The sequence below is a fragment of the Leifsonia sp. NPDC102414 genome (assembly GCF_044765685.1).
Taxonomy (GTDB): Bacteria; Actinomycetota; Actinomycetes; order Actinomycetales; family Microbacteriaceae; genus Leifsonia.
In genome coordinates, this window is sequence record NZ_JBIWKN010000009.1 from 14485 (window position 1) to 40210 (window position 25726).

Genomic DNA, 25726 nt, shown 5'->3' on the forward strand with positions numbered 1-25726 from the left:
TCCTCGCCCGCCTAGCGGTGGGCGATTCGCGCCTGTCGTGCCGTTGGCCGGCGCGGCTTCGGGTGGGTTCCTGCTTCATGGTGCGGTGCCGGGACGGATCCTGGTCTTACCCGCGCTCCACAGGCTGTCACGGCCAGTCCGGCCGCCGTCGCGATGTTGATAGCCGCGTTCACGTCCCGGTCCAGAGGTGTCCCGCAGGCGGGGCACGTCCATTTCCGGATGTCCAGGGCCTTGGGGCCGCTGTTGACGTGGCAGACCGAGCAGGTCTGGGAGGTCTGCTCGTAGCGGCCGATCTTGGTGAAGGTGCGCCCGTAGCGGGCCGCCTTGTACTCGAGCATGTCCACGAACACCGACCAGCCGGCGTCGCGCACGGACTTGCCCAGGCGCGTGCGGACGAGTTTCTCCACCGGCAGGGTCTCGACGGCGACCGCTTGGTTCTCGCGGATGATCCTGGTCGAGAGCTGGTGGTGGAAGTCGCGCCGTGCGTCGGCGACCCGCGCGTGTATGCGGGCGACCTTGTGCCGGGCCTTCTCCCGGTTGTGGCTGCCCGGCTTCTTGCGCGCCAGGGAGCGCTGGGCGCGCTTGAGTTTCTTCTCCGCCCGGCGCAGGAACCGCGGGGAGGTGATCTTGCGGCCGTCGCTGAGCACCGCGAAGTGTGTGAGTCCGAGATCGATGCCCACCTCGGAGGAGACGGGGGGCAGGGCTTCGTCGGGGCCGCTGTTCACGGTGAACGAGCCGAAGTAGCGGCCCGCGCTGTCTTTGATGACCGCTACCGAGGACGGCGGCGAGGGCAGCGCGCGGGACCATCGCACCCGCACTTCCCCGATCCTCGCCAGGCGCAGCTTGCCGCCGTCGGTTACCTTGAACGCGCCCGTGGTGAAGCGCACGGAGTGGTGCGAGGTCTTGCGGGACTTCATCCGCGGCACATTGACCCGGGGCCGTTTGCCCTGAAGGCCGTCGAAGAAGTGCCGGTAGGCGGCGTCCAGGTCCCGCAGCGACTGCTGCAGCACCACCGCGGACACCTCGTTGAGCCAGGCCCGTTCGGGAGTCTTCTTCGAGGCCGTCAGCGCCTTGGACAGCTGCCCCTGGGTGACGTAGGGCAGGCCCGCGGCCCGGGCGTCCTCACGGGCGCGCAGCGCGTCGTTGAACACCACCCGCGCACACCCGAACGCCTGCGCCAGCGCGGCACGCTGAGGACCGTCCGGGTACAGGCGGAACCGGTACCGGAGCTGCATGACGATCATCGTACCCAGACACTTCCGAGCCTCTCGCCCAGGTCAAGTCCAGCTCGGAGTGCGTCTGCTGAGGGGATACGGGTACTGCCGGCCCGGGAGGTGCCACTGCTGCTCCCGCCGAGGAGGGCCGGCCCTGGGGGAGGGGCGGTGAACTGCCCCGCGCTCGACCGTCGTGCCTGCAACCGGCCCGGCGAAGGGGCCGGCCGGCGGCAGGGCGCCGCCCGCCCGCTCGCGTGCAACGGTGCGCCCTGAGGTCGGGCCGGATTGCGGCATAGCGTTCACGTTCAATCCATTGCAATAGAAAGACGCAACGTCCGTTGCCTTACCTCCGGGCCATTGCAACACTTTTGGAAACTCTACCTGCAATTACTCATCTTGAGCGCAATAATTGCGTTGTCAAAACCATGAATGCAACGTAGCGTTTCTGTCATCGGAAACGATGGTGTCGAAGGCCTCACTGGCCCGGTGACGCGTCCACGCAGCGAGCGAACGAGGGGGCAGGTCATGACCGGAACACACGACCAACAGCAGGCCGCACCCGGCGCGTTCACCGCCTTCGCCCGCTTCACGCTCCTGGGCGGCACCGTGGGACTCGCCTCCAGCCTCGCCGTCGCAGCCCTCGCCACCCAGCTGCCCTGGGGCCTGGCCAACGCCCTGATCACCGTCCTGTCCACGCTCCTGGCCACCGACCTGCACGCCCGCTTCTCCTTCGGAGCCGGCACCCGCGCGAGTGGGCGCCAGCACCTGCAGTCCGCCGGCTCCGCGGCCGCCGCCTTCACCGTCACCTGCACCGCCACCTTCGTCCTGCACCAACTGGTTGCTGCCCCCAGCGCGATGCTCGAGCAGAGCGTCTACCTCACCGCATCCGCCCTTGCCGGCCTCGCACGCTTCGCAGTGCTGCGCATGGTCGTCTTCGCCCGCGGCCACCGCACCCAGGCGGTGGCCGCCGACCACACCGTCCGGCCCGTGCCGGCGAGGACGGCCGACACCGAGACCACGGCACCGACCGTCCCGGCAATGCTCTGCCGCGCCGCCTGACCGCCTCGGACGGGCACTCCCGGCCACGGCGGGCACGAACTTCGTGCGGTCCCGTCCAGGGCGGTCTGGAATTCACGCCAGCCCCAAGCCGTCGCCGTCCGCCTTGCCGGCCGCGCCGTGACCGGCGTGAGCGATGCGAACAGAGCGGGCTGCTGCGCCGGTGAGGGGCCGCGGCCGCGATGGCGGCTACGGCCCCTCCGGTTCGTTGCGCGTCCGCGGAGTCAGCTCTGCGTGTACCGGCTTGATCAACGGCGCAGTCCCTCTGCTGGTACACCGTTCCCGGCCTGCAGCGTCCTTGCTCCCGGCGTGATGCGCTGCCGCTGTGGTTGTCACGTTGCTTCTGTGGCCGGGGGTTTGGCAGGACGGTGGTCTGTGGTGTCGAGGGCGGGTTCCATCTGGTGGCCGTGGAGCCGGTAGGGCATTTCGTCGGGGTGACGGTCCATGCGGGCGCGGCGCCAGGCGACGTCGTAGGACAGGGGGGTGGTGCTGCGGCGTTGGACTAAGAGAGCGCGGACGCTGGTGAGGGGGTCGAGTACGGCCCGCCAGAGGGCAGGTTTCATGGGTGGGCGGCCTTCCGCTGCTCCGCGGTGAAGGCATCGGGTTCTGGTCCGGTTGGGCCGGCGGGCAGGCTGCCGCCGTTGAGGGTCTTGAGGGAGTCGAGCAGGGCGAGCATGGCCTGCTGCTGCTTTTCCGTGTCGGAGAAGCCGTGGCCGAGCTGCTCCCATTGCTGCATCAGGGGGGACCACCACCGGTCGCAGGAGGTGATCAGGCGGGCCAGGCGCTGGAGTTCGGCGACGTGGTCGTCGTCGAGGGCTCCGGGGGAGTGGTGCTCGAGCCGGTCCAGGACGACGAGACCGGGGTGGTCGTACAAGCGTTCTTTGAGGAAGCGCAGCCGGCGGATGCGGTGGTCGTCGGCCTGCTGTTGGTGCAGGAAGTCTTGGGCGGTAGCGGGCAGGTGCAGGGCTGCCCGGGCGGAGAGCAGCCAGTAGTGCGGGCTGTGACACCGGTGAGGCAGGGCGGCGTTGACGGCGTCCTGGGCCGCGGGGAGGTCGGTGGCCGGCAGATGGGCTGCCGCGTTGAGCGCTGTGGTGTGGACGTGGGTGCGGACGGCATCTTCGGCGCTGGGATGGCTGCGCCGCCGTGGGCGCCAGATGATGGTGTAGACGGCTTCGAAGCTGATGCCGTCGGTGGCGGTGGGCAGCAGGCGGGGCCGGCTGCAGGCGGTGGTGCGCAGGGAGTGCTGCCATGGCCATCTCATGCGGCGTCTCCCGGCGGCGGGAAGACGGGGCGGAGCCGGACATCGACGAGATGGTGGTAGAAGTCGTCCGCGACGCTTGCGCCCTCGGATGTGGATACTCCTCGCAGTTCCTGCATGAGCGAGGCGCCGGCCTGGAACATGTTGTGCCCCCGCAGGGCCTGCAGCAGTTGGTCCCGCAGCTGTGGGTAGAGCTCTGAGTCGTCGGCGCAGCCGCGGATCCATGCGGTCAGGCGGGGAATGATCTCGGTTGTCGTCGCGGGGTCCTTGAGCAGGTCCTGCACAGCGCGAACAGCATCGAGGTCCGACGCGAAGGGGGTCATCAGCCATGGCATGCCGTCTTCGGTGAGACCCGTCAGCGCCATGAACGCGAGGCCACCACTGCGGGCGGACCCCTTGTCCTGCTGCCAGCTCCTGACCTCGGCAACCAGTCGTTGCCTCACTTCAGGCCGGCCGGCCAGCTCTTCGAAGACGGTCAGGACACTCCTGCGGATGTCCCGATCGCCGTTGGACTGTGCGACGCGCCGCAGCCGCACCATCGCCATCTTGCCCGCTGAGGCCGTGACATCGGGCTCCTGGAGAATGCGCCGGCAGACCTCAATCACCACAGATGCGTACTCGGACCGGCCAGCCCACCGGTACAGCATGCTCCAGGCGAGACGGCCGACGTGTTCATCGCGGACCGCGTTGTCCATGACGGTGCCCAGCACGTCCGGGCGGACCCCGCTGGTGATTTTGCCGAGACGGTCGAGGTACTCCACGGTGCCGTGCCGCACGGTCAGTTCGGTCAGTACCTGCACCGCTCTGTCCTCCGGCGAGGCGTCGGCAGCTGTGCCGACCAGCCAGACGATCAGGGGGTCGCGCATGACGTCGTAGTTGTCCCAGACGTACTCGAGTACGGCACGGCTGTAGGCGGGCCGGTCGAAGACGACGGTGTCCTGGGTGTCGACGTCAGCCCCGACATCCATGATGCGACGCCGTAGTCCCCGGCTGGAGAAGGCGCCGCGTGCCGGGGACAAGGCTTCGATGCGATCGGGGGAGCTTTCGATGCTCTCCTGCAGTCTGCTCGCGCTGCGGGTCACCTGAGGCATCGGAGCGGACTGCCACACGGCCAGGGCCAGCAGGAGGCAGCGGTCTTCCAGGGTGAGGGAGGGGTTCTCGCTGCTGTGCCGTGCGGTGGACTCACCGAACCGGGCGTCCAGTTCTACCCGCCAGTCCGTCAGCGCGGCTTCCATGCGCTGGGCCAGCGTGAGCGGCTCGGTGCCTTGCGCTGTGACCGCATGCCCAGGCTGCTCCTCGTTGTGACGGTGCTCCTGCCAGGCCTCCACGACTGTGTGCGCGGCGCGTGCTGCGCCTACGGCGCTCAGCCCGCGCACGCTGGCCTGGGCTGCGTCCGATGAACGCAGCACGGTGACCAGGCGGCTGTAGCCGTGTGTGTCGAGGTGTGCCTCGATCAGGGATTGAGCGTCGGGGGCCTGGCGCAGGCGCAGAATGTAGATGCCGCTGCGGTCTCCCAGGTGGTGATCGGTCCACAGGTCCTCTGCCACGGTCAGGATCAGATGCGAACGGGCGCTGCGGAGGTTCTCAGCGTGCTTGGACAGCGCATTGAGGAAGTCGGCCGGCAAGACGTCGTTCACCGGGTGCTTCAGGTCGAGCTGGTAGGCGTGGTCCCTCTCCAGCGGCAGACGCCCCTTGGCGGGGCGGCTCCAGTCCGCATCCAGTTTCACCACTGTGGTGTGGCTTTCGGTGTGCTCCGTCAGCAGCCGCAGCGCGAAAGTGGTGGAGCCGAACGAGCGGGGTGCCACCACGATGAGGACGGGCTGACGAATAGCGCCTGCGCCGGGGTGCAGAGCCTGGCCCCATACCTCGTTCCAGTGGTCGTTGCGGACGAACGGCTGCTGCAGCAGGTTCCCGCGGTCCTGGACATCACCTTCCAGCACGTCCGCCCTGCGCGTTTCCAGGATCAACTCGTCGATGTGCTGGGCGACGACATCGACGTGACGGTTCACGTGGATCGCGCCGTCCACCGCGTAGACGGCGGGTTTGTCCTCCCGGTCTGCAGGAGGAGCATCTGGTGGTTCGGGGGGTGTGCTGATGTGGCCGTTGTCTTCGCGGGCGTCCTGGGCGCGACGCCAGGGCGACTTCCAGCCGTGGGGAGCAGGAGTGGTTCCACCAGGCTCGCCAGTCGGCTGGTGCGGGCGGTCGGGATCGAACGGGGTGTCGGACATGAAGGCACTCCAGGAATCGGACGAGGAATACAGGCCAGCGAAGGAGCCCGGTCAGTGGCGGGGGTACGAGTTGTGGACTTGTCCGATGTGCTCGCCCACGGTGGCCCCGTACAGGGGCGCGTGGAACTGGATGCCGCCGCCCGGGGCGGTGGGCGCGGGTGCCGGAGAAGGTCCGCAAGGCCCGGGCTGGGGAGACGGACCGGCCGGGGGCGCACCGGGATCCGGCTCGTCGCTGAGGTACGGCGCGAGGGCAGCACCGGGCATGCCGGGAACATGGAGACGGCACAGTGCCTGGTAGTCCGGCTTGTTACTGACCTGAGCGGTGGTCTGCAGGAAGTGCAGGGGTGTCAGCTGCGGGGTGTAGCCGCCGTGGACGCACCGCTGATAGGCGGTCTCAGACAGAGCGGCGGCGAGGAACAAGTCATTCTCGCCTGCAGCCTTCAGCGCCTGGCGCAGGGCCTGGCTGTCGAGGAGCCGGCTCACTTCGACGAGGGCGTTGCCGCCCCGGAGCTCGGGGCCCGTGACAGGCCCGGCGTGCACGCTGACCCGCAGCCGCACGAGGGGACTGCTGGCCAGCCGTTGCTGGTCGTAGCGGACCAGGGCCTGGCCGAGGCGGCCGAGCAGCGGGTCGATGATCCTCGCGAGGACGGCGGGGGGAAACAGCAGGATCGCCCCGTCGCCGCCGTCCTTGTAGCCGTGGGGGAGTTCCTTGGGGCCGGGGAGCCCGCAGTCGGCGAGCACGTTGGCCAGGATGTCGTCCACATCGGAACGCGCGCTTTCCATTCTGGCTTCCGGGATCTTGCTGTATTTCTCCATGTCGAAGGACAGCAGTGCGAATTCGGCAGGAACCTCTGCCTCTTCGGGGTGTGGCGACGATGCCATGCGGACACCGGCCTTTCAGCGCAGGCGGTCAGGTGAGTGCCTCATGCTGATGGGCTGCCGTCGCCGCCGGTGCCCACCAGTGGGCACGCCCGGCGTGCCGAGCATCACGTCTGCATATGTGCCTGTGACCGGATGGCATGGATGTTGCAGATGAGCAGTCCGCCGCCGTTCGTGGTGCGCACCCAGCCCAGTTCCCGCCACGGCCGCAGGGCCATCCCGACAGCGTTGCGGGATGCGCCGATCAGCTGGGACAGCTCAGCCTGGGTCAGCGGAATAGGATGATGTCCGGAACGGGCAGAGGACGCCTCGACCAAGCGGGAGAGAGCCGACGCCAGCCGCACGGCCACGGATGCGGTGGCAAGTTCGACCCGGACCGCGTCCGATTCCCGCACCCGCGTAATGGCATGGCGCAGCAACGGGGCCAGCAGGCCATGCGTGTTCACGAACGTGAGGAACTCCGGAGCCGGCACGACGTGGACGTGGCAGTCTTCGGCGGCGATAACCGTTGCGGTCCGCGGCCGGTCGTCAAGAACAGCCAGCTCGCCCAGCAGCTCACCGGCGCCCCGCACCGCCAGAAGCGTCCGTCCCCCACAGGCCCCGGACAGCGTGATCAGAGCCGAACCGGAGTCGAGCAGGATCACATGCGTCGCAGGATCTCCCTGACGCAGCAGCACACTCCGCGCCGGGCGCACGCGCCTCGGTGTCAGCGCCCGCAGGCGCCCCCACAGCGACTCGCCGATCACCTCGACACGCGGCGGCTGATACACCCGTCCTCCTCGACGCCCTGCGGTGGATCGTCACATACGTTGAAATCCTCTCAATTGAAGGCGTAACCACTCAACAGGCCTATTCCGGCCACCGGTAAAGACGCCAGAACGAGATCACCAGCCAGACGGACCAAGCGGAGTTTCCGGTCAGCCAGATGGGACAACGCCCGCAGCCGCAGCTCCCCTCCGTCCCAGCGGGCGTCCACCGTCGGCGAACTACCCGGACTCCGGTCACAGTTGCACTGCACGCTCAGGCTTCCGGCCAGCTGAGTACAGAGACCGCCCCCCGGTAGAACCGGACGCAACGCCAGCAGTGCAACACCCACAGCAGTAACCAGTAGAAGACAAGCGGCAAACAGTACTCCTGCCGTTACTCCGGACGCGTCCGCCTGCTGCGACAGCGCAGCCGCCGATAGGGCCAGCAGGCCACCGGCCACTCCGCACAGCGTCGTCGCCTTCGTATCTGCCCTCTGCACCTCGGCAAAGGCTCGCCCGTCTCGCTCCTTCACCGCCGCCACATGCACGTGGCAGCCCTCCGCGTCGCCCTGATCCACAGCAGCTCCTTCCGCGAGGTCCGCTTCACGTGAGACTTTGCTCTTCTTGAGCTGGAATGACTGCCCACAATGAGGCCAAGACCGTGCGACCACGGTCACTGCACGGCTGCGTCGATGCGCCGCAAGAAATTCGCCATCTCCTGCACCGCGCACGAGGTGGCAATGCAACTGCCGTTGAGGACCGCCTTCCAGGGGGCGAATACGACGGCTTGCCCCGGTGTGAGGACGGCTACAGCTGGTGCCTGCTTCGACGTGTTCGCGGTCACCCCGGCGGGCGGCGCTCTCGCCAGGTGTGACCTGGATTTGCGGACGGATCTCGTGTTCGGGCGCGGGCCGGGAAGCATGTTCTTGACCGTCCGGGACGGCGAAGGCAGGGCCCGCACGGCCCGGGACAGGACGCCATCAAGGTAGGAGTGCCCACGCGGCGGCAGGCGAGCTCAGCCGCCGCCGCGCCCGCACTCGATCCGGCGCAAACGGACCCCTCACACCCCGTCCAGGACCCGCAGCCCGAGCGGCGTGACGGCGTGGACCACGTACTTCCCGCACCGGCGGCTACTGACCAGCCCCCCGTCACGCAACGCACTCATCTGATACGTGAGACTCGACTGCGCGATCCCCACGACACGGGCGATGTCCGTCGACGTGCATCCCCCGCACCTGTCACGGCCGGCGAGAACCTGGAGGATTGCGGCACGCGTCCGCCCGAGCAGCCGTGAGGCACCCCTCCCGCCGTCCCGCGCCAGATGCCAGGCCGGCTTGGCCACCGGATACACCAGAGTGGGCGTCAGATCCGGATCGGCCAGCGCGGTCGGACGCCGCCAGCAGAAGAACGAGGGAACGAGCAGCAGCCCCCGGCCCCCCAGAAACACGTCGCGGCTCACCGGATAGTCCACCTCGAGAACCGGATCCCGCCACCGCGCATACGGAGCCAGACTCTCCAGAAGCCCCTGCACCCCACCCGCGAGCAGCGCCCCCGAACGCAGATCGACGTCGACCCCCACCTGCCCCCGCATACGCGGCAGATGAGGCCTCAGCACAACATCGAAGTACGTACCAAGCGCCCGCACGACTCTCTTCAGATCGACGGAGTCCGCCCGCGGACTCCCGCCCCGCCCGCGCAGCCCGGCCTGCCCCGCGTTCAGCCGCCCCACCTGCTCCGCCACCACCCGCGCCGGCGTCGCCCCGACCGCGTCCAGCCCCGCCGCCAGATCCCCGGAGGCGTCGGGGGTGAGGAGGTCGGGAATGTAACCGTGGCTGGGCACCAGACCGCGCAACGGCGACAACGCCACCCGCAGCCTCTCGTCGCGGCGGATCCTCTCCCGCGTCCCCTCCCGCCACCCGCCGAACTCCGCGCGCCCGTCACCCGTCTGTAATCGGCAGATGCTGCACACGATCTCCCACAGGGGATCCGGGCCCCGTGACACCCGCACGTTCCTCAGGTCGTCGTCGGTGAAATGCAGACGGAGCATGACGCCCTCCCCAGATCGTCCCAACCGGCAGGGGAGGTGCTCGCCGTACGACAGAGGCCACCGCGCTCAACCGCACGGCAGAACAGACCCCTTGATCCATTCTGGTCGAGCACCGGACATCGGGGCGGCCGAGAACCGAAGGGAACACTCAGCGATTCGATAACCTGCCCTCTATGGTCGCCGGGGGCACGCGTCGCCGAGACGCCCGAGAACCGAGCCTGCACCAGTTACGGCTGTTCCTCGTACTGGCGGAAGAACTCCACTTCGGACGGGCGGCCGCCCGCATGTTCATCTCCCAGCCCGCCCTCAGCCAGCAGATGCGCGCCCTGGAACAGCGCCTCGACCTCTCCCTGCTGGAACGCCGCACCGGCACCCTGACCCTCACCCCGGCAGGACAGGCACTGGCCGAACAGGCCACAGAAGTACTCGCCGCGATGGCGACACTGCTCCAGGTCTGCGACGCACACGCCGGCACCGTCCGCGGCAGACTGCGCATCGGCTCCCTCGGCGCGGAAGCGGCCATGCCCCACGCGAGAACCGTCCTCGACCGCCTGCGCAACCGCCACCCCCACCTCGAGGTCGAAGTCCTCAACCTGAGCTTCGTCGAGCAGTTCGACGCCCTCGCCGACGGCACCGTCGACGCCGCCTTCCTGCGCGCACCCCTGCCCGCCAGCTTCCAGAGCATCGAACTCGCCACGGAACCACGCGTGATCTGCCTCCCGGCGGACGACCCGCTGGCCCACGAAAGCTCACTCACCCTCGCCCAGATCGCGGACCGCGCCGTGGTGGACATGCCCCCCGAAGTACCACGTCAGTGGTGGGACCACCTCACCATCAACCCACGCCCCGACGGGACCAGCGTGCGCTACGGCCCCGTGGTCCGCGACACCGAAGCCATGGTGCTCGCGGTCCTCCAGAAACGAGCCATCACGTTCTTACCGGCGGCCGCCCGCCGCCTCTACCCGCGCCCCGGACTCACCTACGTGGATTCCCCCGAGCTCGGCAACTCCGTCTCCCTCCTCGCATGGCTCCCGGCCAACCGCGACACACCCGCCGTACACGCCCTGCGCACCGCGGCCCACCCCGACCCCGCCGGACCGGGGGAGCGGCGCGCCTAGCCGGCCGCGGAGACCGCCCCCGCCCACACCTCGGCGGACCACCACACACTCCGGACCTTCGCGAAGGCTGTCGGCGGCCGTGACCACACGGCACCGCCAATTCGTCCTTCACTCGTTGGGCATAAACTCTCGCGAGACATGAACCGACAAAATCGACGCAGATATTCAGTCCGAATGGGCCTTACTCTCGGGCAAACTCCGCTAGAATAGGGGAGGTTCGTCGATCAGTCAGGAGTGAGCAGGGTGCCGGAAAGGAACATCGATTTCGGTCAATTCGGTGCTCGTGGCATCAAGAGCTTCGAAGCCGTCGCCCGGCAACTCGACAAGCTCGCCGGCCACATCGCCACCCCGATCACGGCACGGCGGGGCCTGCTGGCCCGCCTGCACTACCTGACCCGCACCGACCACGCCCGCGCGGCCGCCCGCGCAGCAGGCCTCACGGTCACCGACCGCACCCTCAAAGCATGGCTCGGCGGAAAGCGCCTCCCGTCCAGGAAGAATCTGGAACGCATCGAGACCGCCTACCGGACGGTGCGCCGGCAGAACGTCGCCCGCTATCTCCTGGGCCGCCTCAACCGCGAGGGCCGCGGCACACGAGTCGAACTGCACCCGCTGAACCAGTCCCAGGTCGACCGCCCGCGCCAACGGATCGTGGAATACCGCAGCCTGAACATCCGTCACTGGGACGCCGTCGTCCGAGCCTGGGCCGACGGCGACGACCAGGCCCTGGACGAAGCCTGGATCGACCAGATCGTGGACCTCGGCTCCCAATGGGGACAGTACGAGTACGTGACCACCGTCGGCTTCGCGGCCTGAGGGCGTCCGAAGCTGCTTCGACGAGGCCGAGGCCAAGGCCAAGTGTCGAGCTGTTGCAGGGAAGGCAATCACCGCGATGATGCCCGGTGCGGGAAATCTGGCGAAGCTGGATCTCTGGTGAACGAGATCGAAGAAGCCGTCTGTTGGAGCGGCCCGGCCGTCATCATTTTGTTCACACTCGGGGTATCCGAATCGTGGCTTCCAGAGAACGCGTTCACGGTTGCGGCGATGAGTCCGGACCACGTGGAACGGTATCCGCTCGGCCCGGATCCCGAAGGCCGACGAGGAATTGTCCAGTCATACGACCTCGCGTTCGACGACATCGACCGCGACTTCGTCCCCTACTTGCGAGAGTGCCTGCAAAAGGCCTCAACGGAAGCCGAGGGCATCGCGTGGCTGGGCTTCGAGGGATCCTTCCACTACGACAACCTCTTCACCGATGAAGTCGCGGACAAGATCTACGGCTACTGCATCCCGGGTGGCGCTCCCGCAGCCATCTGGGACGACGAGACCTTGAAGAGTGACCGATGGAAGCACGAGATCGCCGAAGTGCGCGCTGTCCTGGAACGCGATCTCCCCATGCCCCACAGGGACTGATCGACACAAGCCACGACCTCACCCCCACCGGAGGCAACCGTCACGGAGACCGGGTGACTTCTGGCTCCGCGGCCCCACCACCCATACGACGCGCCCGGCGCCCCCCGGACACGTACACGCCCCCGGCCGCCCGGACAAACCGATGGCCGGGGGCGAACGCGACGCGGCAGGATGCCCCGCATGACACTGCCCACCCCCGAACTGCGCACCGCCCGCCTGCGACTGCGGCCGTTCACCGACGCCGACACGGCGCCGCTCTACGCGCTCCACAGCAACGCCCACGTGCTGCGCTACTGGGACTCCCCGCCGTGGACCGAACCGGCCCGCGCCCAGCGCTTCATCGCAACATGCCGGACGATCGAGGAGGAAGGCACGGGAGCGCGGTTGGCCGTCGACCGCCTCTCCGACGGCGTATTCATCGGCTGGTGCGGCCTGACCAACGTCAACCCGGACTTCCGCAGCGCATCCCTGGGCTACGTCTTCGACACCGCCGCATGGGGCCACGGCTACGCCACGGAGACCGCACACGCCGTCCTGCGCTGGGCGTTCGACGCCCTGGACCTGAACCGCGTCCAGGCCGAGACCGACACCCGCAACCTGGCGTCCGCCCGGGTCCTGGAGAAGCTCGGCTTCGTCCGCGAAGGCACCCTCCGCGAGGACTGCGTCGTCAACGGCGACGTCTCCGACTCCTGGGTCTTCGGCCTCCTCCACCGCGAGTGGCACCCGACAGCCGGCCACTAGGACTTGTCCGGCCGATCACCGCCGATGCGGGACTTGGTCAAGGTTGCGCCCGGCTTCAAGGACCTGTTCGAAGCGCACGTCTTCAATCAGGACGGTGTCCTGCCCCACGTCTTCTTCTGGAATGTTGTTCAGGAGACCGTCGAGTCGTTCCTCGGAGGAGACGCGACGGACTGGCAAGTCACACTGCGATTCTTAGAAGAGCAGCTTCGACTCGATGTCGGGTGCATCAGCACGCGGCGGGCGCCCGCACCGACCGCCGCCGGCGCCCGCCTCAAAGGGGGCCGAAGGCTCAGAACATCGGGACGAGACGCCGTGGCAGAGCCTCGTTGCCCGCCTGGTGGAGGTGGCGCTGGAGGTGAGTGCCTGGGCCGCTCGCGCGGCGGGTTCACCACCAAGCTCCACCTCAGCGCGGACGGCCGCTGCCGTCCGCTATCCCTGATCGCCACACCAGGTCAGCGGGCGGACTGCACCCAGTTCAAGCCGGTACTGGAGAAGATCCGCGTCCCGAAGTTCGGGCCCGGCAGGCCACGCAAGAAACCCGACAGCGTCGCGGCCGACAAGGCCTACAGCAACGGGCCCTGTCGTGAGCACCTACGGCGCCGGGGCATCCGGCACGCGATCCCGGAGAAGACCGACAGCAAGGCCGCTCGCCTCCGCAAAGGCTCACGCGGCGGGCGGCCGCCCGGCTTCAACGAGGAGCGGTACAAGAAGCGCAACACCGCCGAACGGGCTATCAATCGGTTGAAGCAGCACCGGGCGGTGGCCACCCGCTACGACAAGCGCCGTTATGTCTACCTCGGCACCGCCACCGCTGCAGCCCTCACCATCTGGCTCCGCACATGATCGGCCGGACAAGTCCTAGTCGACGTCATCGAGAGAGAGGCATTTGTGCTCACCTTGAGGGGTCCGCTTGACTACACCATCGAGATCCGCAAGGACGTCTCCCGCCGATAGCGCAGAATCATTCACGGTGATCTCGATCGCAGGATGACGCCCGTAGGTTGTCAGCGTGCGAGGGCCATTTCCCTTGGCCTTCTTCTCGTCGAGAACCCAGTCGACCCCGTCAACAGTCATACACAAGTTGACCGTCGGGTTCAAAGGCGTGACACCACACCGAAGAATGATCCTGCCATCGCCCCAGGCCGCCGTGCCGGCACCTTCCGTTTGCTGCCTCCCCTTACCCATGACCTCCCCGGGTAGTTCTGCCACCACCGAAGCGCATTCTCGGCTCCCCCCGCCTGGGGCAGCCGCCACCGAGTACCCCCCCGTCACGGAAGCGAGAATGAGGAATACGGTCAGCAGCAATACGCTTACAACGCCGCCAACGACGAGGCGTCGTTTGTTCATCCGGATGGGCATTCGCTCGGCTCTGTCGATTGGGCTATGGAGAGTGTCGCATCCACACTACCTAGCCTCGATCGATCACTCTTCCCCCGCAGTTCAACCCGTCGCCCCACGCACAAGGTCATTCAGGCAGGAAAGCGATCATATCCCAACCTGATTGCCAAACGGAACAAGAAGGGCAAGCTTGACCATAAAGGGGCCTCGACGGACACCGTAACCCCTTTGATGAACCGTCACGAATGTCCTCTATGTATTGAGTTGCAAGCTCCAGCTCGGATATTAAGATCACGTTCATGGGATCAACACGCATTGCACGCACGGGCGGCATAACTGCAGCCACTGCGGCTCTTGTTCTTTCCATCGTCACCCCCGCCTCTGCAGCCAACGCCGCCCCGGCGGGCGCGGGAGAGTGGGACTACCTCGGCTCATCCGGCGTCTACGAGGTCAACGGGCAGTACTACAGCGATCGGTTCAACTCACACGGCGGTAACGTCAAGGTCTGCTGGACCAGCAACTCAACCGTCAAGTGGTACTACGGCCTCTACGAGTACGACGAGGGCAACGACGACGACAAGGTCGGCACCACGCGCACCCAGCTCGCCGGAGGCTGCGAGGAATGGAATGTGGACGACTACCTCGACGGTGACAACGGACTTGCCGAGCTGTACGCAGTGACCGTCGACCCGAAGGTCACGAAGGTGGAGTTCTGGGACTAGCCCAGGCCGAGGGTCCGGCAAAACGGCAGAGCGTCAGGCGCAAGCTGACCTGACGGTCAATTCAGCGGGCCTAGAATCGGACAGGCGCGGGCTTCTAAGATCATGACCGTCTCCATGATTCGTGATCTGCATGGAAGTCCGCGCCCGGAACAACAAAGCCCACGCTTTCGTTGGATGAGCGCCCATATCTCACGATGCTTTGTTAACTAGGGCCTGTTCGTCCAATCGTGGCGGAGACGCAGGGCGTGGCACGCACATCCGCGTCGTCGTCGGTCGACGACGTCCCCCAGCCTTCGGCCTGGAGATGCCCCACCGCGTCGCCTCCCTCCTCCGCCTTGCAGCTGCACGCACCACGTCCCGCTCACGTGGGTCGATCAAGTACCGATCTCTCCTCCACCAAGATCGACCGGACAGGTCCTAGGACCCGAAAGCAGGCCGACACCCGCCTCCGACACACCAGGACACCCCGTCCTCGACCCCGCCGGCAAACGCCACCAAAACCCCCGGAGAGCCCTGCGGTAGGGTCCCGGCACACGGACGAGGGACTGGCCGCGGGGGAGCGTCACAGTGGTGGATTTCGACCGTCAGATCGAACCGTTCCGACAGGAGCTGCTCGCTCACTGCTACCGCATCCTCGGCTCGGTCCACGACGCCGAGGACCTGGTACAGGAGACCTATCTGCGAGCCTGGCGGGCCCGGGACGCCTACGACCCGTCCCGCGCCGCCTTGCGGACCTGGCTCCACCGGATCGCGACCAACGCATGCCTGACAGCCCTGGAAACCCGGCGCCGCCGCCCCCTGCCCGCCGGAACAGTGACCGAACGCCTGCCCACGGACCCGCTGGTCCACGGAGGCGAAGCCACCTGGCTGCAGCCGATCCCCGACTCACTGCTGCACCTGGGAAGCCCCACCGGCGCGGCCATCGACCCCAGCAGCGTACGGCTGGCCTTCGTCGCCGCCCTGCAACACCTCTCAGCACGCCAGCGCGCCGCGCTGATCCTGCGCGACGTCCTCGCGTTCTCCGCCGTCGAAGCAGCGGACGCCCTCGACACGTCGGTCGCCTCCGTCAACAGCGCCCTGCAACGCGCACGCGCTCGCCTGAACGAGGCGGGCCTCCTCGAGGAGCAGATCGCGGAACCCTCCCGGGCAGAACAACAAGCCCTCGTCGACCGCTACATGAAAGCGTTCCAGGACGCCGACGTCGAAGGTCTCAAGAAACTGCTGAGCGACGACGTCATCATGGAGATGCCGCCGATGCTCAACTGGTTCACCGGACGCGAGAAGTACGGGCAGTTCATGGACTGGGTCTTCGCCGAGGCAGGCGCCGACTGGCACCTGACCCACGTCGCGGCGAACGGCCAGCCCGGCATGGCCGCCTACCGCCTCGGCGACAGCGGCGCCTTCGAACTCCACACACTCCAGGTGTTCACCGTCACCGCCTCCGGGATCAGCAGAAACACCGTCTTCCAGGACGCCGAGATCTTCGCAGCCTTCCGTCTGGCCCCCCGCATCGAAGCCTGACCACACCAGAGCGACCGCTTCCGCGAGAGCGCGCCCCGCACTCTCCGAAAAATGTTCGGGATACGCGATGAGCCGGGACTCCGGCGCCGGTATGTACCTGCGGAGCCGCACCGGCTCCCGGTGAGCCGCAGCCCACGGCAACCCGCACGCTACGACCGAGCAAGGAGCAGCCATGACCACGAACCGGACGCACACCGCGGACGAGACCGCCATCCTCAAGGTCCTCGAGAACGTCTACGCCGCGTGGGACACCTATGACGCGGACGCGTTCGTCGCCGACTACACCGAGGACGCGAGCGTGATCCTGCCGGGGTCCTACCGCTCCTCCCGCGAGGAGATCCGGCAGAGCATGCAGGCCGGCTTCACCAGCTACCTCAAGGGCTCCACCACGAGCAACAAGGTGCTCGACATCCGCTTCCTCACCAAGGATGCCGCCGCCGTCATCAGCGAGACGAGCATCCTCTTCCCCGGCGAGACACACGTGCCGGCCGACCGCGGCGCGATCGCCATGTGGATCCTGACCCGGCAGGAAACGGGATGGCAGGTGGCCGCCTACCAGAACTCGCCGAAGGCGGCGGCCACGAGCTGACACCACCGGGTCGCCCGCCCACGGTCCTGGAGTCGAAAGGCCTGGGTGAGCACCGGGCCGGCCCGTCCCGGAACCCGGGACGGGCCGCCCGCCGCAGCGCCTGAACTTCCGCCCGCGCGAACCTCCCGGAACCCCACGAGGTTGGATGGCTCCATGGTGCGACGCGAGCGCGTGACGAAGAGAGGGCCAGCCTTCGGCATGCCCAGCAGCATCGTCCTGCTGGCGACGCCGGAAGGCTGGCGCCACAGCGTTCTCACCGAGGAAGGCGGGCTGCTCTGCGGACGCCTGGCCGACGTGGCGGCCAACACCCACCCAGCCCAGGCACAGGCCGCCGCTGCCGCCATGGTGGCGGGACTGGCACACGACGTCCACGGAGCTGACATCGATGTGACCTGGGATCCGCCCAGGGAACCCGGGTCCTGCACAGCCCGGATCACCGTCGTCACGTCACCAACTACTCCCGACGCCACGGCGTGAACCTCGACGGCTGGACCCTCACGCACGAGGACGGCCGCACCTGCACCTTCGACCACCACCGCCTGGACGGCCGCGCCACCGTGCGCTCGACACCGGCACCGGCCTGGACACGCGCCACGACGTCCACCAGGACCGCCGCACCGCCGTGCGGGACGACCACTCCGACACCGCGGCCCTGCGCAACGACCACGGCCGCCTCAGCGACGAAGCCACCGATGCTCCGGCAGCCCCCAGTGCGGGCCGGGCCGCCTGCACTCCACGGCGGCCCGCTGCCCAGGGCCGCACGCCGCGCCCGCACATCTGAGTGATGGCCCTCCGACCCTCTCCACGCTGTTTCCGCCGCGCGGCCCTGCTCGACTGCCGCTGTCTGGTTTGAGGATGTGGTGAGCGGTGACCCGGTGGGTGTACCGATTGTCGAGCGAGACTGGGTGAGTGGTTGTGGCTGCTGACGAGAAGGCTCAGGCCAAGGGCGAGCAGGCCGCGGGCAAGGTCAAGAAGACGGTCGGCGGCGCGGTGGGCAACGAGTCCCTCACGGCCAAGGGCAAGGCCGAGGAGTCCCAGGGCGACCTGCGCGCGGCCAAGGAGAAGGCCAAGGACGCGATCAAGCCGAAGTAGGCCCGCCAGACATCTCCCGTACTCCAGATCCCGGCAGCTCACCCCCCCCCGGTTGCCGGGATCTGTGCTGTCTGCATGCCCCCCGACGAACGGAAGCGACAACCGATGACCGAGCCCGCGGCATTCGACTCCCGCCCCCACACACCCGGCCGCGTCGCACCGGCGATTCCCCGTGATCTGCCGCACCAGCAGGCCGTAGAGGACGACGACCCCGACTGGCCCGCATCGAGCCCGCGCGATGGGAAGCCCGCTCAGAGCTGACCGCACCACTACACGTGACCGAGGTGCGCGCCGGCGGGTCGCGACGGTCGCGGGAAAATTCGACGTCGCGCGAAGGCGGAGCGGGCCGGGGTATCGCCTGAGGTGATCAACAGACAGCGGCGCGTGCACTCGGCCACTCTTCGCAGACACAGCCCAACTGTGTTCCTGATCCCGGCAAGGAGCGGGGGTGCGGTTCGGTTGCTGCCCGCTCCGTACCGCCCTCCCGCGTGAAGAGGCGGGCGGCACACGGTGGGTGGTGCGCGCCTGCCCGTACGGGGTCGTGCACGCACCGTCCACCACGACCAGCCCGACAGCAGGGCGTGATCTGTCCGGGGCTGCGGCCTCGCGCGGTCACGGCCATGCCGCTCGACCGCCTCCTGCCGAGACCAGCCGCATGCGAAGACCTCATCTGCTCCTGCTACGGGCGCCGGAGGCCTGCTGTCCCTTCTGCTGAGAGGTCGGTTCAGGCGGCGGGCGCGAACGTGCGGGTGATGTGGGTGTTGAGGTAGGCGCGGGCTGTGCTGAGGGCGTCCTCGACGCTGCGGGTCCCGGTGGACACGCACAGGGTGTACGCGAGGTCAGCCAGGCGCTGACCGTGCCGCTCATCGCCCGGCGCCGGCTCGGCGGCGAGCTTCTCGTAGTCCGTGACGAGCGCGCTGAGGGTGGCGGGCAGAGGCATCAACATGGACTGTGCTCCTTCAAGGAAGAGAACCTGCAGGGGGCCGACGCCGTTGTCGACAAGATGGTGCGGGACTGCGTCTCGCGCGTGTGATCTCACGACCGCAGGGCTTCGTCGCGTACGCGCCGGCAGCTGCGCGCGATGAGGCGGGAGACGTGCATCTGGGAGATCCCGAGCTGTTCGCCGATGCTGCTCTGGGACTGGTCCTCGAAGAAGCGGAGGTAGAGGATCTGGCGCTCGCGTTCCGGCAGCCGGCGCAGGGCGCCCTTCACCGACTCGCGATCGACGACCGCGTCGAACGCGCCCTCGGTCGCGGACAGCGTGTTGACCAGACTCAGGGAGTCCGAGTCGTCGCCGGGGGAGAGCTGGGCGTCCAGCGACAGGGATGTGTAGCTGTCGAGCGCCTCGATGCCGTCCTTGACCTCGTCCAGGGTGAGGTCGGCGTGGGCCGCGATGTCGGCGGGCGTGGGTTCCGCGCCACCGGGACGCTGCAGGAGCTCGCGTCGTGCGAGGCGGACCTTGTTGCGCAGGTCCTGGACGCGCCGGGGGACGCGGACGGCCCACATACGGTCCCTGAAGTGCCGTTTGATCTCACCCGTGATGGTGGGGATGGCGTAGCCCTCGAACAGGATGCCGCGGGCGGGGTCGAAGCCGTCGACGGCCTTGACCAGCCCGAGGGCCGCGACCTGCTGCAAGTCCCGCAGCGATTCACCACGGTCGCGGAACTTGCTCGCGAGCCGGTGCGCCATGGGCAGCCACAGCACCACCAGTTCATCTCGCACCCGGTCCCGCTCGGCTCCGGGCTCCAGATCGGCGAGACGGGTGAACAGACCTTCCGAGGCCTGGCTCTCCTCGCTGCGTTCCCGCTCGCGGTCTCGGCCCGGATGCGTACTGCGCCGGCCGGCGGTGGCTGCTGAGGGCAGGGTGGTGAGGGCGATCTCGGGCATAGGGGTGCGCTTTCGTGGAGGTCGGAGGTGTGTGCAGACGACGTGACGAGTCGTCCTGCGCCTCCGGTCCGAAGCGCTACAGCCCGGCTGCCCCCGCATTAAGCCGACAAACGGCACACCTTCTTCCGGTGACGTGACCACCCTTTCGTCCGCCGCGGCAGACACGCGCGGATGCCGCCGCTGATATTCGGACAGGCCCGCGGACTCGTTGTGGTGTGAAGGATGTCCTGAGTGGTAGACGGGATCTACCGGTCGTTTTCCGTTCGGAAGACAGCGGACGCCGCCGGGCCCCGGCACCGTGTCGCTGGCTCAATCATCGGGCCGGGGGAGTGGGGGTGCCCCTGAAACACGCAGGGGCACCCCCACTCGCTGGCACCCGCGATCCGCATCCACCGACGCGACCCGAGGCACAGCCGCCCACAGTAGAGACGAGCACTGACAACGCTCCTGAACCCTCGCGCGGGGGCGTCGGGCCTCGCGCGGCGTGCGTTGACGTTGGCGGGGCTCCTCTTCCCGGGCCCCGCTGGAATGACGCGCTTGGACGCCTGCTCTCCGGTCGACGTTCAGCGACCCGGGCGTGAGCCGGTGGCGTACACGGCGGTGAGGATGAGGCGGGGTGGGAGATCACCGGCCGCAGTCCCCACACCCACACTCACACCCACACCGCCAGGATCCTGTCCCTCACCGGCCTGGACCAGATCTTCACCATGCACCCGGACGCTTCGGCCTTCCGCCCACAGCCTGCTGAGCTGCTCGCTACCTTCGGATGCCGGGAGGCAGCCGCCGCTGAACAGACCGGTGCGGGGCACCCTCAGGTGCCCCGCACCGGCCGTGCTCCGGTTACTTGGCGGCGAGCTGCTTGAGGTCGACGGTGTCACCGGCCGGCGGCTGCTCGGGCTCGACGGGCTTCCCGTAGTCGCTGAAGGTCGTCGACTCGGGCGCGGAGCCACCGGTGGTGGTCACCTTCAGGAGGTAGGGCTTCCCCTTGGAGGCCACGTACATCGTCAGGGTCTTGCCGCCCGACTTCTTGGTCAGCTTCACCGCCGGGGTGCCGTCCACCGACGCAGTGCCGTCCTTGGACATGCCCTTGCGCTCGGACTTGTCCTCGTCCAGGGCGGCCAGCAGGCCCTGCTTGTCGCACAGCCCGCTCAACTGGTCGTCCCCGGCAGGCATCTTCACCCACTTGTCCGCCACCTTGGACACCAACTTGTCCGAGCCGGCCTGCTGCTTGAGGCTCTTCTGCCAGTACTTCTCGTCGCCCTTGAGATAGAGCGTCGCACTTTTGTGCCGCACCTGCGCCCTCGCGCCCTGCTGCTCGACCGTTCCCTCGCAGTTCTTCTCGCTGTCGACCGCGATGTCGAGCGCCAGCGACTCTCCGCCCTCCTGCCGGGCGCTGCCCTTGAGATGCATCGAGTCGGCCTGCCGCGTCGCCTTGACCGCCTGAGCGGCCACCTCGTCGGCGGACTTCCCCTTGAACGCGTCGTCGTCCCCACCGCCACCGCCACAGGCGGTCAGGCCCACCGCGCACACGCCCATCGCTGCCACGGCCGCAAGTCGTCCCATGCCTCGCATCACGCCTACTTCCCGAGAACCGTGTCACGGCCCCAGCCGGCGCCCGATCCTGATGATCGCGGCGTGAAGCACCCGTCTGCCCCACCGGACACCCACAACACGCGGTACCTCACATTCCGGATATGCGCAGGGTGCCTCTGGGCCAGACGTGCATCTCAAAGCCTGCCGATCACCCGGCCAGAGGCCGGCAGTCGAGCGGCTGTCATCCCTGACGCCGATCAATCGGCCACGCCCCAACGGCCGTTCGTCCAGTTCACGACGAGCCGCTGCGCCCCACGGGACGTGACCAGCCTGGTCCGGAAGTGGCCGCTCGTCCTCGCACCGCAGCAGTGACGACTGCTCGTCAGGTGGCACGGCCCCCGCCGGTTCGTGCATCGCCTCGGGGAGTCCAAGGCTCGGCTGAGCGGTGAACTCCACGTCGCGTCCCGCCATGTACCCCGTCGGACGCCCTGCGACGGCAACGACCTGGTCCTCACGGCAAGGCGAGCCGGCACCTGCTCGCCGTGTTCTTGAGGAGTGGACGATTGCTGCAAGGCAACATTTCGGCCGCATGTGATGGGTGAAATAGCAGGAAGAATCCTTCGTCTTCCTGGCGGGTCCGGGGGAGCTTCCGCTCGCAGGGGCCTGACCGGCGATAAAGGGAGGGGCTGATTCCTGCCCGCATCGAGGAGGACTTTACGGGAAGCGCCCGAATTCTTGTGCGGTTCCTGTGACAGGTTGTGGGTCGCCCGTGACCGCTGGGGTCACCGTGGCTCATCTTCCTGTGGGGGGAAGTCGTGCATGCACGTGCCTTCGGCGCGCCCTTTTGGCGTGCCCGTAAGAGAGCAACACACCTCGCCGCCGCGGCGGTTGTCACAACGAGTGCACTCGCGCTGTCACTCCTGCCTGCCGCCGGTGCGGCCGCGGACGACGCCAAGCCGGTCTCGGCCTGGGGCAAGCACGCACCCCGGTTCACCATGCCGGAGGTCAAGGTCGGCTCCACGAAGCCGGTAGCGACCCGACCGGAGCGGCAGCCCTCGAAAGGGCTGGCAGCCTGGCGCAAGGCCCAGAAGGAACACGCCACCAAGCCGACCCGGTCCGGCACCGCACCCCTCGCCGCCGCGCAGGACGCCGGCATCTTGAGCATGGCGCCGGAGGGACAGGGGGACGTGCCCTGGCACCGCATCACCGACTTCGCGATCACGGACGCACTCACCGCACGGATCGACTACTCGACCGGCAACCTGATGCTGACCGGGACCGACTTCGACGTCGCCGGCGTCGGGCAGCGCCTCACACTCGCGCGCACCTACAACTCCCTGGACGCCCCGTGGGGGAAGGTCTCGCAGCGGTGGTGGCAGCAGTACGAGCGCTACCTCTCCCTCGGCAGCAGCGAGGTGATCTTCTACGACTCCAGCGGCGCCACGGTCCGGTTCACCAAGAACAGCGACGGCTCCTTCACCACACCGAAGGGATACTCGCAGGAGCTGAAGAAGAACAGCGACGGCACGTACACCCTGACGAACTGGAAGTCCGGCTCGAAGGACACCTACGACGCGAACGGGACCCTGACGAAGGTCACCGACCGCAACAAGGGCTCGATCACCGTCACCCAGCACGACGAGAGCGGCGAGCACAAGGGCTTCAAGCTGACCGAGACCCGCTCGGGCCGGTGGGTGGATCTCCTCAAGACGAACGCCTCGCAGTGGCAGGCCAAGGACCACACCGGCCGCACCGCGGTCTTCGACCTCGATCCGTCCGGGAACCTCTGGAAGACCACGGACACCGAAGGCAAGACGACCGTCTTCGGCTACGACTCCTCCGGCCGCGTCTCGAAGATCACCACGCCCGAGGGTCGGGTCACGGTCTTCACCTACGACGACGCCAACCGGGTCACCTCCATGCTGCGGGCCACGGGACTGAATGGCTCCGGGCACACCGGTCCGACCTGGACGTACAGCTACGACACGACCTCACCGGCCGACGCGGGCACGACGAAGCTGACCGACCCCGAGACCCACGCCACCAGCTACAAGCACAACTCCGACGGTGAAGTCTCCGACGTCACGGACGCCAAGGGCCACAAGCGGTCCACGAAGTTCGACGCGAACCACAACATCGACAGCGCCACCGATGCGATGGGGTCGGGCAGCACACCGGGCAACGCGACCGACTACGGCTTCAGCACCCGCAACAACCTCGACACCGTGACCCTGCCCACCGGCGGCACGACCACCAATCACTGGCAGACCATCGCGGGCGGTGACGTCCCCAAGGACTCCACCAACCCGGACGGAGAGAAGACGGACTTCGGCTACGACACGGTCGGCAACACCACGTCCGTGGCCCAGACGGGTACGGGCGGTGGCAGCGTCACGTACACGTACAACAAGTCGACCCCGACCTGCGGCGGTTTCGAGGGCCAGCGCTGCAAGCAGCAGACGAAGATGTCGTCGACGAAGACGGTCACCACCGACTTCCACTACGACGCCAAGGGCAACCTGGACACGGTCACCCCGCCCGCCCCGCTGGCCAAGACCACCTACACCTCCGACGATCTCGGCCGCACGAAGACCGTCACCGACGCCCGCGGCGTGACCGTCTCCTACACCTACGACAACCGCGACCGCATCCGCATCGTCGACACGACCAACAAGGCGCGCGTCGAGTACTGGTACGACGGCGACGGCAACCTCCGCCAGCGCACGGACAGCACCGGCACGATCTCCTACGAGTTCGACCCGCTCCAGCGTGAGACGGTCCGCCACCTCCAGGACGGTTCGCAGACGCTGCTGGCCTACACGCCGGCGGGCAACGTCGACTATTACACGGACCCCTCCGGCACGATCGACTACACCTGGAACGAGGTCAACAAGCTCCACCAGCTCAAGGACCAACAGGGCAAGATCACGAGCTACGACTACAACAACAACGACGTCCGCACCACCACCACCTACCCCGGCGGCACGGTCCAGAAGGTCGAACCGGACAAGTCCAACCGGCCCACGAGCATCAAGGTGACCTCCGACCAGGGCACGCTGGTCGACCTCGCCTACACCTACGGCTACGGCACCAACGCGGCCACGGACGGCAGCAAGATCCGCACCTCCACCGACAACGTCTCCGGACTGAAGCGCACCTACAGCTACGACAGCGCAGGACGCTTCTCCTACGCCAAAGAGGAGAAAAACGGCACGATCGCCGACTCCTGGCAGTACTGCTACGACCTCGCCGGCAACCTCACCTCCCAGGGAACCGACCCGGGCTGCCCGCGCGGCACCACCTACACGATCAACGACGCCCAGCAGATGACCGGCAAGTCCACCTCGACCGGCACCTGGTCCTACGACCAGATCGGCAACGAGACCGCCGCCGACTCCACCCCGGACTACACCCGCACCGGCGAGACCTGGACCGACCACTCGCAGATGTCCGCGATCACAGTCAACGGCAAGACCTACGCGGGCAAGTACGGTTCGACCGACCAGAGCGAGCGGCTCCAGCTCGGTGACACGGTCTTCCACAACGGGCCGCTCGGCCTCTCCGCGAAGACCACCGCCGGCGCGGACATGGGATTCAACCGGGAACCCGGGGGCACGCTGAATTCCATGACCACCGGGGGCAAGACGTACTTCTACCTCACCGACGCGCTCGGCTCGGTCGTCGCCCTGGCCGACATCGACGGCAACAAGGTCGACTCCTACACCTACAGCCCCCGCGGCGTCCGCATCCTGGCCCAGTCCACCGAACCGGTCGCCCAGCCCTACCGCTTCGCCGGCAACTACCAGGACCCCACCGGCCTCTACCACCTCCAGGCCCGCTACTACGACGCCAACATCGGCCGCTTCACCCAGCCCGACCCCTCCGGCCAGGAACAGAACCCCTACCTCTACGCCGAAGGCGACCCCGTCAACCGCATCGACCCCACTGGACTGTTCAGTTGGTCTGACGCGCTCGACATCGGCAGCGACATATTTGGCGTCGTCGGAGGTTGCCTATCCGGAATTGGTGCCGCTTCTTCGTCCGGAGTGACTGAGTTTGCGAGCGTGTTCGGACCAGCAGGCACGGCAGCGGCCGTAGTCGGAAGCTGCGCGGTCGGAGGAGTCGCCGGTTACTACGGGGCGGACATCATCACCTACGACTAGTCGACAGAGCAAGAAAACCCGGCGTGTCAGAGCCGATCTGGCACGCCGGGTTCTGCGGCAGGGTCGCAGAAAAATGGACGCGAGATTGCAACGGCCTTAGCCGCAGCCGTAATAGGAAAGGTTCAACCAATGTTGAGATTGAAAATTGCAACTGCCTTGATGCTTCTCGTCGGAGCCGTCG

Annotated in this window: 23 protein-coding genes; 12 read left to right on the forward strand and 11 right to left on the reverse strand. The window is 67.7% G+C overall.

Going from position 1 to position 25726, the window contains the following annotated elements:
* Positions 1-11: 11 nt before the first annotated feature.
* Complete coding sequence (locus tag ACIRCZ_RS19865; RefSeq protein ID WP_402856532.1) at positions 12-1235, reverse strand: RNA-guided endonuclease InsQ/TnpB family protein; 1224 nt, start codon at positions 1233-1235, stop codon at positions 12-14.
* Positions 1236-1739: 504 nt separating this feature from the next.
* Between ACIRCZ_RS19865 and ACIRCZ_RS19870 the strand changes: the two genes are divergently transcribed.
* A complete protein-coding gene (locus ACIRCZ_RS19870; protein ID WP_402856535.1) occupies positions 1740-2273 on the forward strand; it encodes a hypothetical protein in 534 nt (177 codons plus the stop codon).
* A gap of 556 nt (positions 2274-2829) precedes the next feature.
* On the opposite strand, the gene ACIRCZ_RS19875 is transcribed toward ACIRCZ_RS19870, so the two are convergent.
* The 6 genes from ACIRCZ_RS19875 to ACIRCZ_RS19900 form a co-directional block, all read right to left on the reverse strand.
* Positions 2830-3531, reverse strand: coding sequence for a hypothetical protein (locus ACIRCZ_RS19875; protein ID WP_402856538.1), 702 nt, complete (start codon positions 3529-3531; stop codon positions 2830-2832).
* Positions 3528-5756 (reverse strand): hypothetical protein, encoded by a 2229-nt coding sequence (locus ACIRCZ_RS19880; protein WP_393195892.1) that lies wholly within the window; start codon positions 5754-5756, stop codon positions 3528-3530. Before ACIRCZ_RS19880 ends, ACIRCZ_RS19875 begins: the two co-directional genes overlap by 4 nt.
* A gap of 51 nt (positions 5757-5807) precedes the next feature.
* Entirely contained in the window at positions 5808-6638 is an 831-nt protein-coding gene (locus ACIRCZ_RS19885) for a hypothetical protein (protein ID WP_402856541.1), read from the reverse strand.
* Positions 6639-6742: 104 nt separating this feature from the next.
* Positions 6743-7405, reverse strand: coding sequence for a Crp/Fnr family transcriptional regulator (locus ACIRCZ_RS19890; RefSeq protein ID WP_393195898.1), 663 nt, complete (start codon positions 7403-7405; stop codon positions 6743-6745).
* A gap of 50 nt (positions 7406-7455) precedes the next feature.
* Positions 7456-7959: a hypothetical protein gene (locus tag ACIRCZ_RS19895; RefSeq protein ID WP_393195901.1), complete on the reverse strand. Its 504-nt coding sequence runs from the start codon at positions 7957-7959 to the stop codon at positions 7456-7458.
* A 482-nt stretch (positions 7960-8441) separates the two neighbouring features.
* Entirely contained in the window at positions 8442-9428 is a 987-nt protein-coding gene (locus tag ACIRCZ_RS19900) for an ArsR/SmtB family transcription factor (protein ID WP_402856545.1), read from the reverse strand.
* Between the two features lie 173 nt (positions 9429-9601).
* Between ACIRCZ_RS19900 and ACIRCZ_RS19905 the strand changes: the two genes are divergently transcribed.
* The 5 genes from ACIRCZ_RS19905 (at position 9602) to ACIRCZ_RS19925 (ending at position 13543) form a co-directional block, all read left to right on the forward strand.
* Positions 9602-10546 carry a LysR family transcriptional regulator gene (locus tag ACIRCZ_RS19905; protein WP_402856548.1) on the forward strand — a complete coding sequence of 315 codons (945 nt, stop codon included), beginning with the start codon at positions 9602-9604 and terminating at the stop codon, positions 10544-10546.
* A gap of 234 nt (positions 10547-10780) precedes the next feature.
* On the forward strand, positions 10781-11362 hold the full coding sequence (locus tag ACIRCZ_RS19910) for a hypothetical protein (RefSeq protein WP_402856551.1): 582 nt from the start codon (positions 10781-10783) through the stop codon (positions 11360-11362).
* A gap of 117 nt (positions 11363-11479) precedes the next feature.
* Positions 11480-11959, forward strand: a complete 480-nt coding sequence (locus tag ACIRCZ_RS19915; RefSeq protein WP_402856554.1) for a hypothetical protein — start codon at positions 11480-11482, stop codon at positions 11957-11959.
* A gap of 180 nt (positions 11960-12139) precedes the next feature.
* Positions 12140-12700: a GNAT family N-acetyltransferase gene (locus tag ACIRCZ_RS19920; protein WP_367518121.1), complete on the forward strand. Its 561-nt coding sequence runs from the start codon at positions 12140-12142 to the stop codon at positions 12698-12700.
* 24 nt (positions 12701-12724) lie between these two features.
* Entirely contained in the window at positions 12725-13543 is an 819-nt protein-coding gene (locus tag ACIRCZ_RS19925) for an IS5 family transposase (RefSeq protein ID WP_402856556.1), read from the forward strand.
* Positions 13544-13558: 15 nt separating this feature from the next.
* On the opposite strand, the gene ACIRCZ_RS19930 is transcribed toward ACIRCZ_RS19925, so the two are convergent.
* Complete coding sequence (locus ACIRCZ_RS19930; protein WP_393195922.1) at positions 13559-14047, reverse strand: DUF3515 domain-containing protein; 489 nt, start codon at positions 14045-14047, stop codon at positions 13559-13561.
* A 290-nt stretch (positions 14048-14337) separates the two neighbouring features.
* On the opposite strand from ACIRCZ_RS19930, the gene ACIRCZ_RS19935 reads away from it, so the two are divergent.
* The 5 genes from ACIRCZ_RS19935 (at position 14338) to ACIRCZ_RS19955 (ending at position 17962) form a co-directional block, all read left to right on the forward strand.
* Positions 14338-14760: a hypothetical protein gene (locus ACIRCZ_RS19935; protein WP_402856559.1), complete on the forward strand. Its 423-nt coding sequence runs from the start codon at positions 14338-14340 to the stop codon at positions 14758-14760.
* A 567-nt stretch (positions 14761-15327) separates the two neighbouring features.
* Complete coding sequence (locus tag ACIRCZ_RS19940) at positions 15328-16281, forward strand: RNA polymerase subunit sigma-70 (protein ID WP_402856562.1); 954 nt, start codon at positions 15328-15330, stop codon at positions 16279-16281.
* A 172-nt stretch (positions 16282-16453) separates the two neighbouring features.
* Positions 16454-16870, forward strand: coding sequence for an SgcJ/EcaC family oxidoreductase (locus ACIRCZ_RS19945; protein ID WP_081222028.1), 417 nt, complete (start codon positions 16454-16456; stop codon positions 16868-16870).
* A gap of 198 nt (positions 16871-17068) precedes the next feature.
* Positions 17069-17347, forward strand: coding sequence for a hypothetical protein (locus ACIRCZ_RS19950; protein ID WP_402856565.1), 279 nt, complete (start codon positions 17069-17071; stop codon positions 17345-17347).
* Between the two features lie 432 nt (positions 17348-17779).
* Positions 17780-17962 carry a CsbD family protein gene (locus tag ACIRCZ_RS19955; RefSeq protein ID WP_402856568.1) on the forward strand — a complete coding sequence of 61 codons (183 nt, stop codon included), beginning with the start codon at positions 17780-17782 and terminating at the stop codon, positions 17960-17962.
* A 724-nt stretch (positions 17963-18686) separates the two neighbouring features.
* Here ACIRCZ_RS19955 and ACIRCZ_RS19960 read toward each other — a convergent pair.
* From ACIRCZ_RS19960 to ACIRCZ_RS19970, 3 genes are all read right to left on the reverse strand, one after another.
* Positions 18687-18908, reverse strand: a complete 222-nt coding sequence (locus ACIRCZ_RS19960; RefSeq protein WP_081222025.1) for a DUF5133 domain-containing protein — start codon at positions 18906-18908, stop codon at positions 18687-18689.
* A gap of 89 nt (positions 18909-18997) precedes the next feature.
* Positions 18998-19849: a SigB/SigF/SigG family RNA polymerase sigma factor gene (locus ACIRCZ_RS19965; RefSeq protein ID WP_393781424.1), complete on the reverse strand. Its 852-nt coding sequence runs from the start codon at positions 19847-19849 to the stop codon at positions 18998-19000.
* An 840-nt stretch (positions 19850-20689) separates the two neighbouring features.
* The gene (locus tag ACIRCZ_RS19970; protein WP_239155823.1) at positions 20690-21412 is read right to left on the reverse strand and encodes a hypothetical protein; all 723 of its coding nucleotides are present in this window, start codon (positions 21410-21412) and stop codon (positions 20690-20692) included.
* 785 nt (positions 21413-22197) lie between these two features.
* Between ACIRCZ_RS19970 and ACIRCZ_RS19975 the strand changes: the two genes are divergently transcribed.
* The gene (locus tag ACIRCZ_RS19975; protein WP_402856573.1) at positions 22198-25545 is read left to right on the forward strand and encodes an RHS repeat-associated core domain-containing protein; all 3348 of its coding nucleotides are present in this window, start codon (positions 22198-22200) and stop codon (positions 25543-25545) included.
* Positions 25546-25726: the final 181 nt, after the last annotated feature.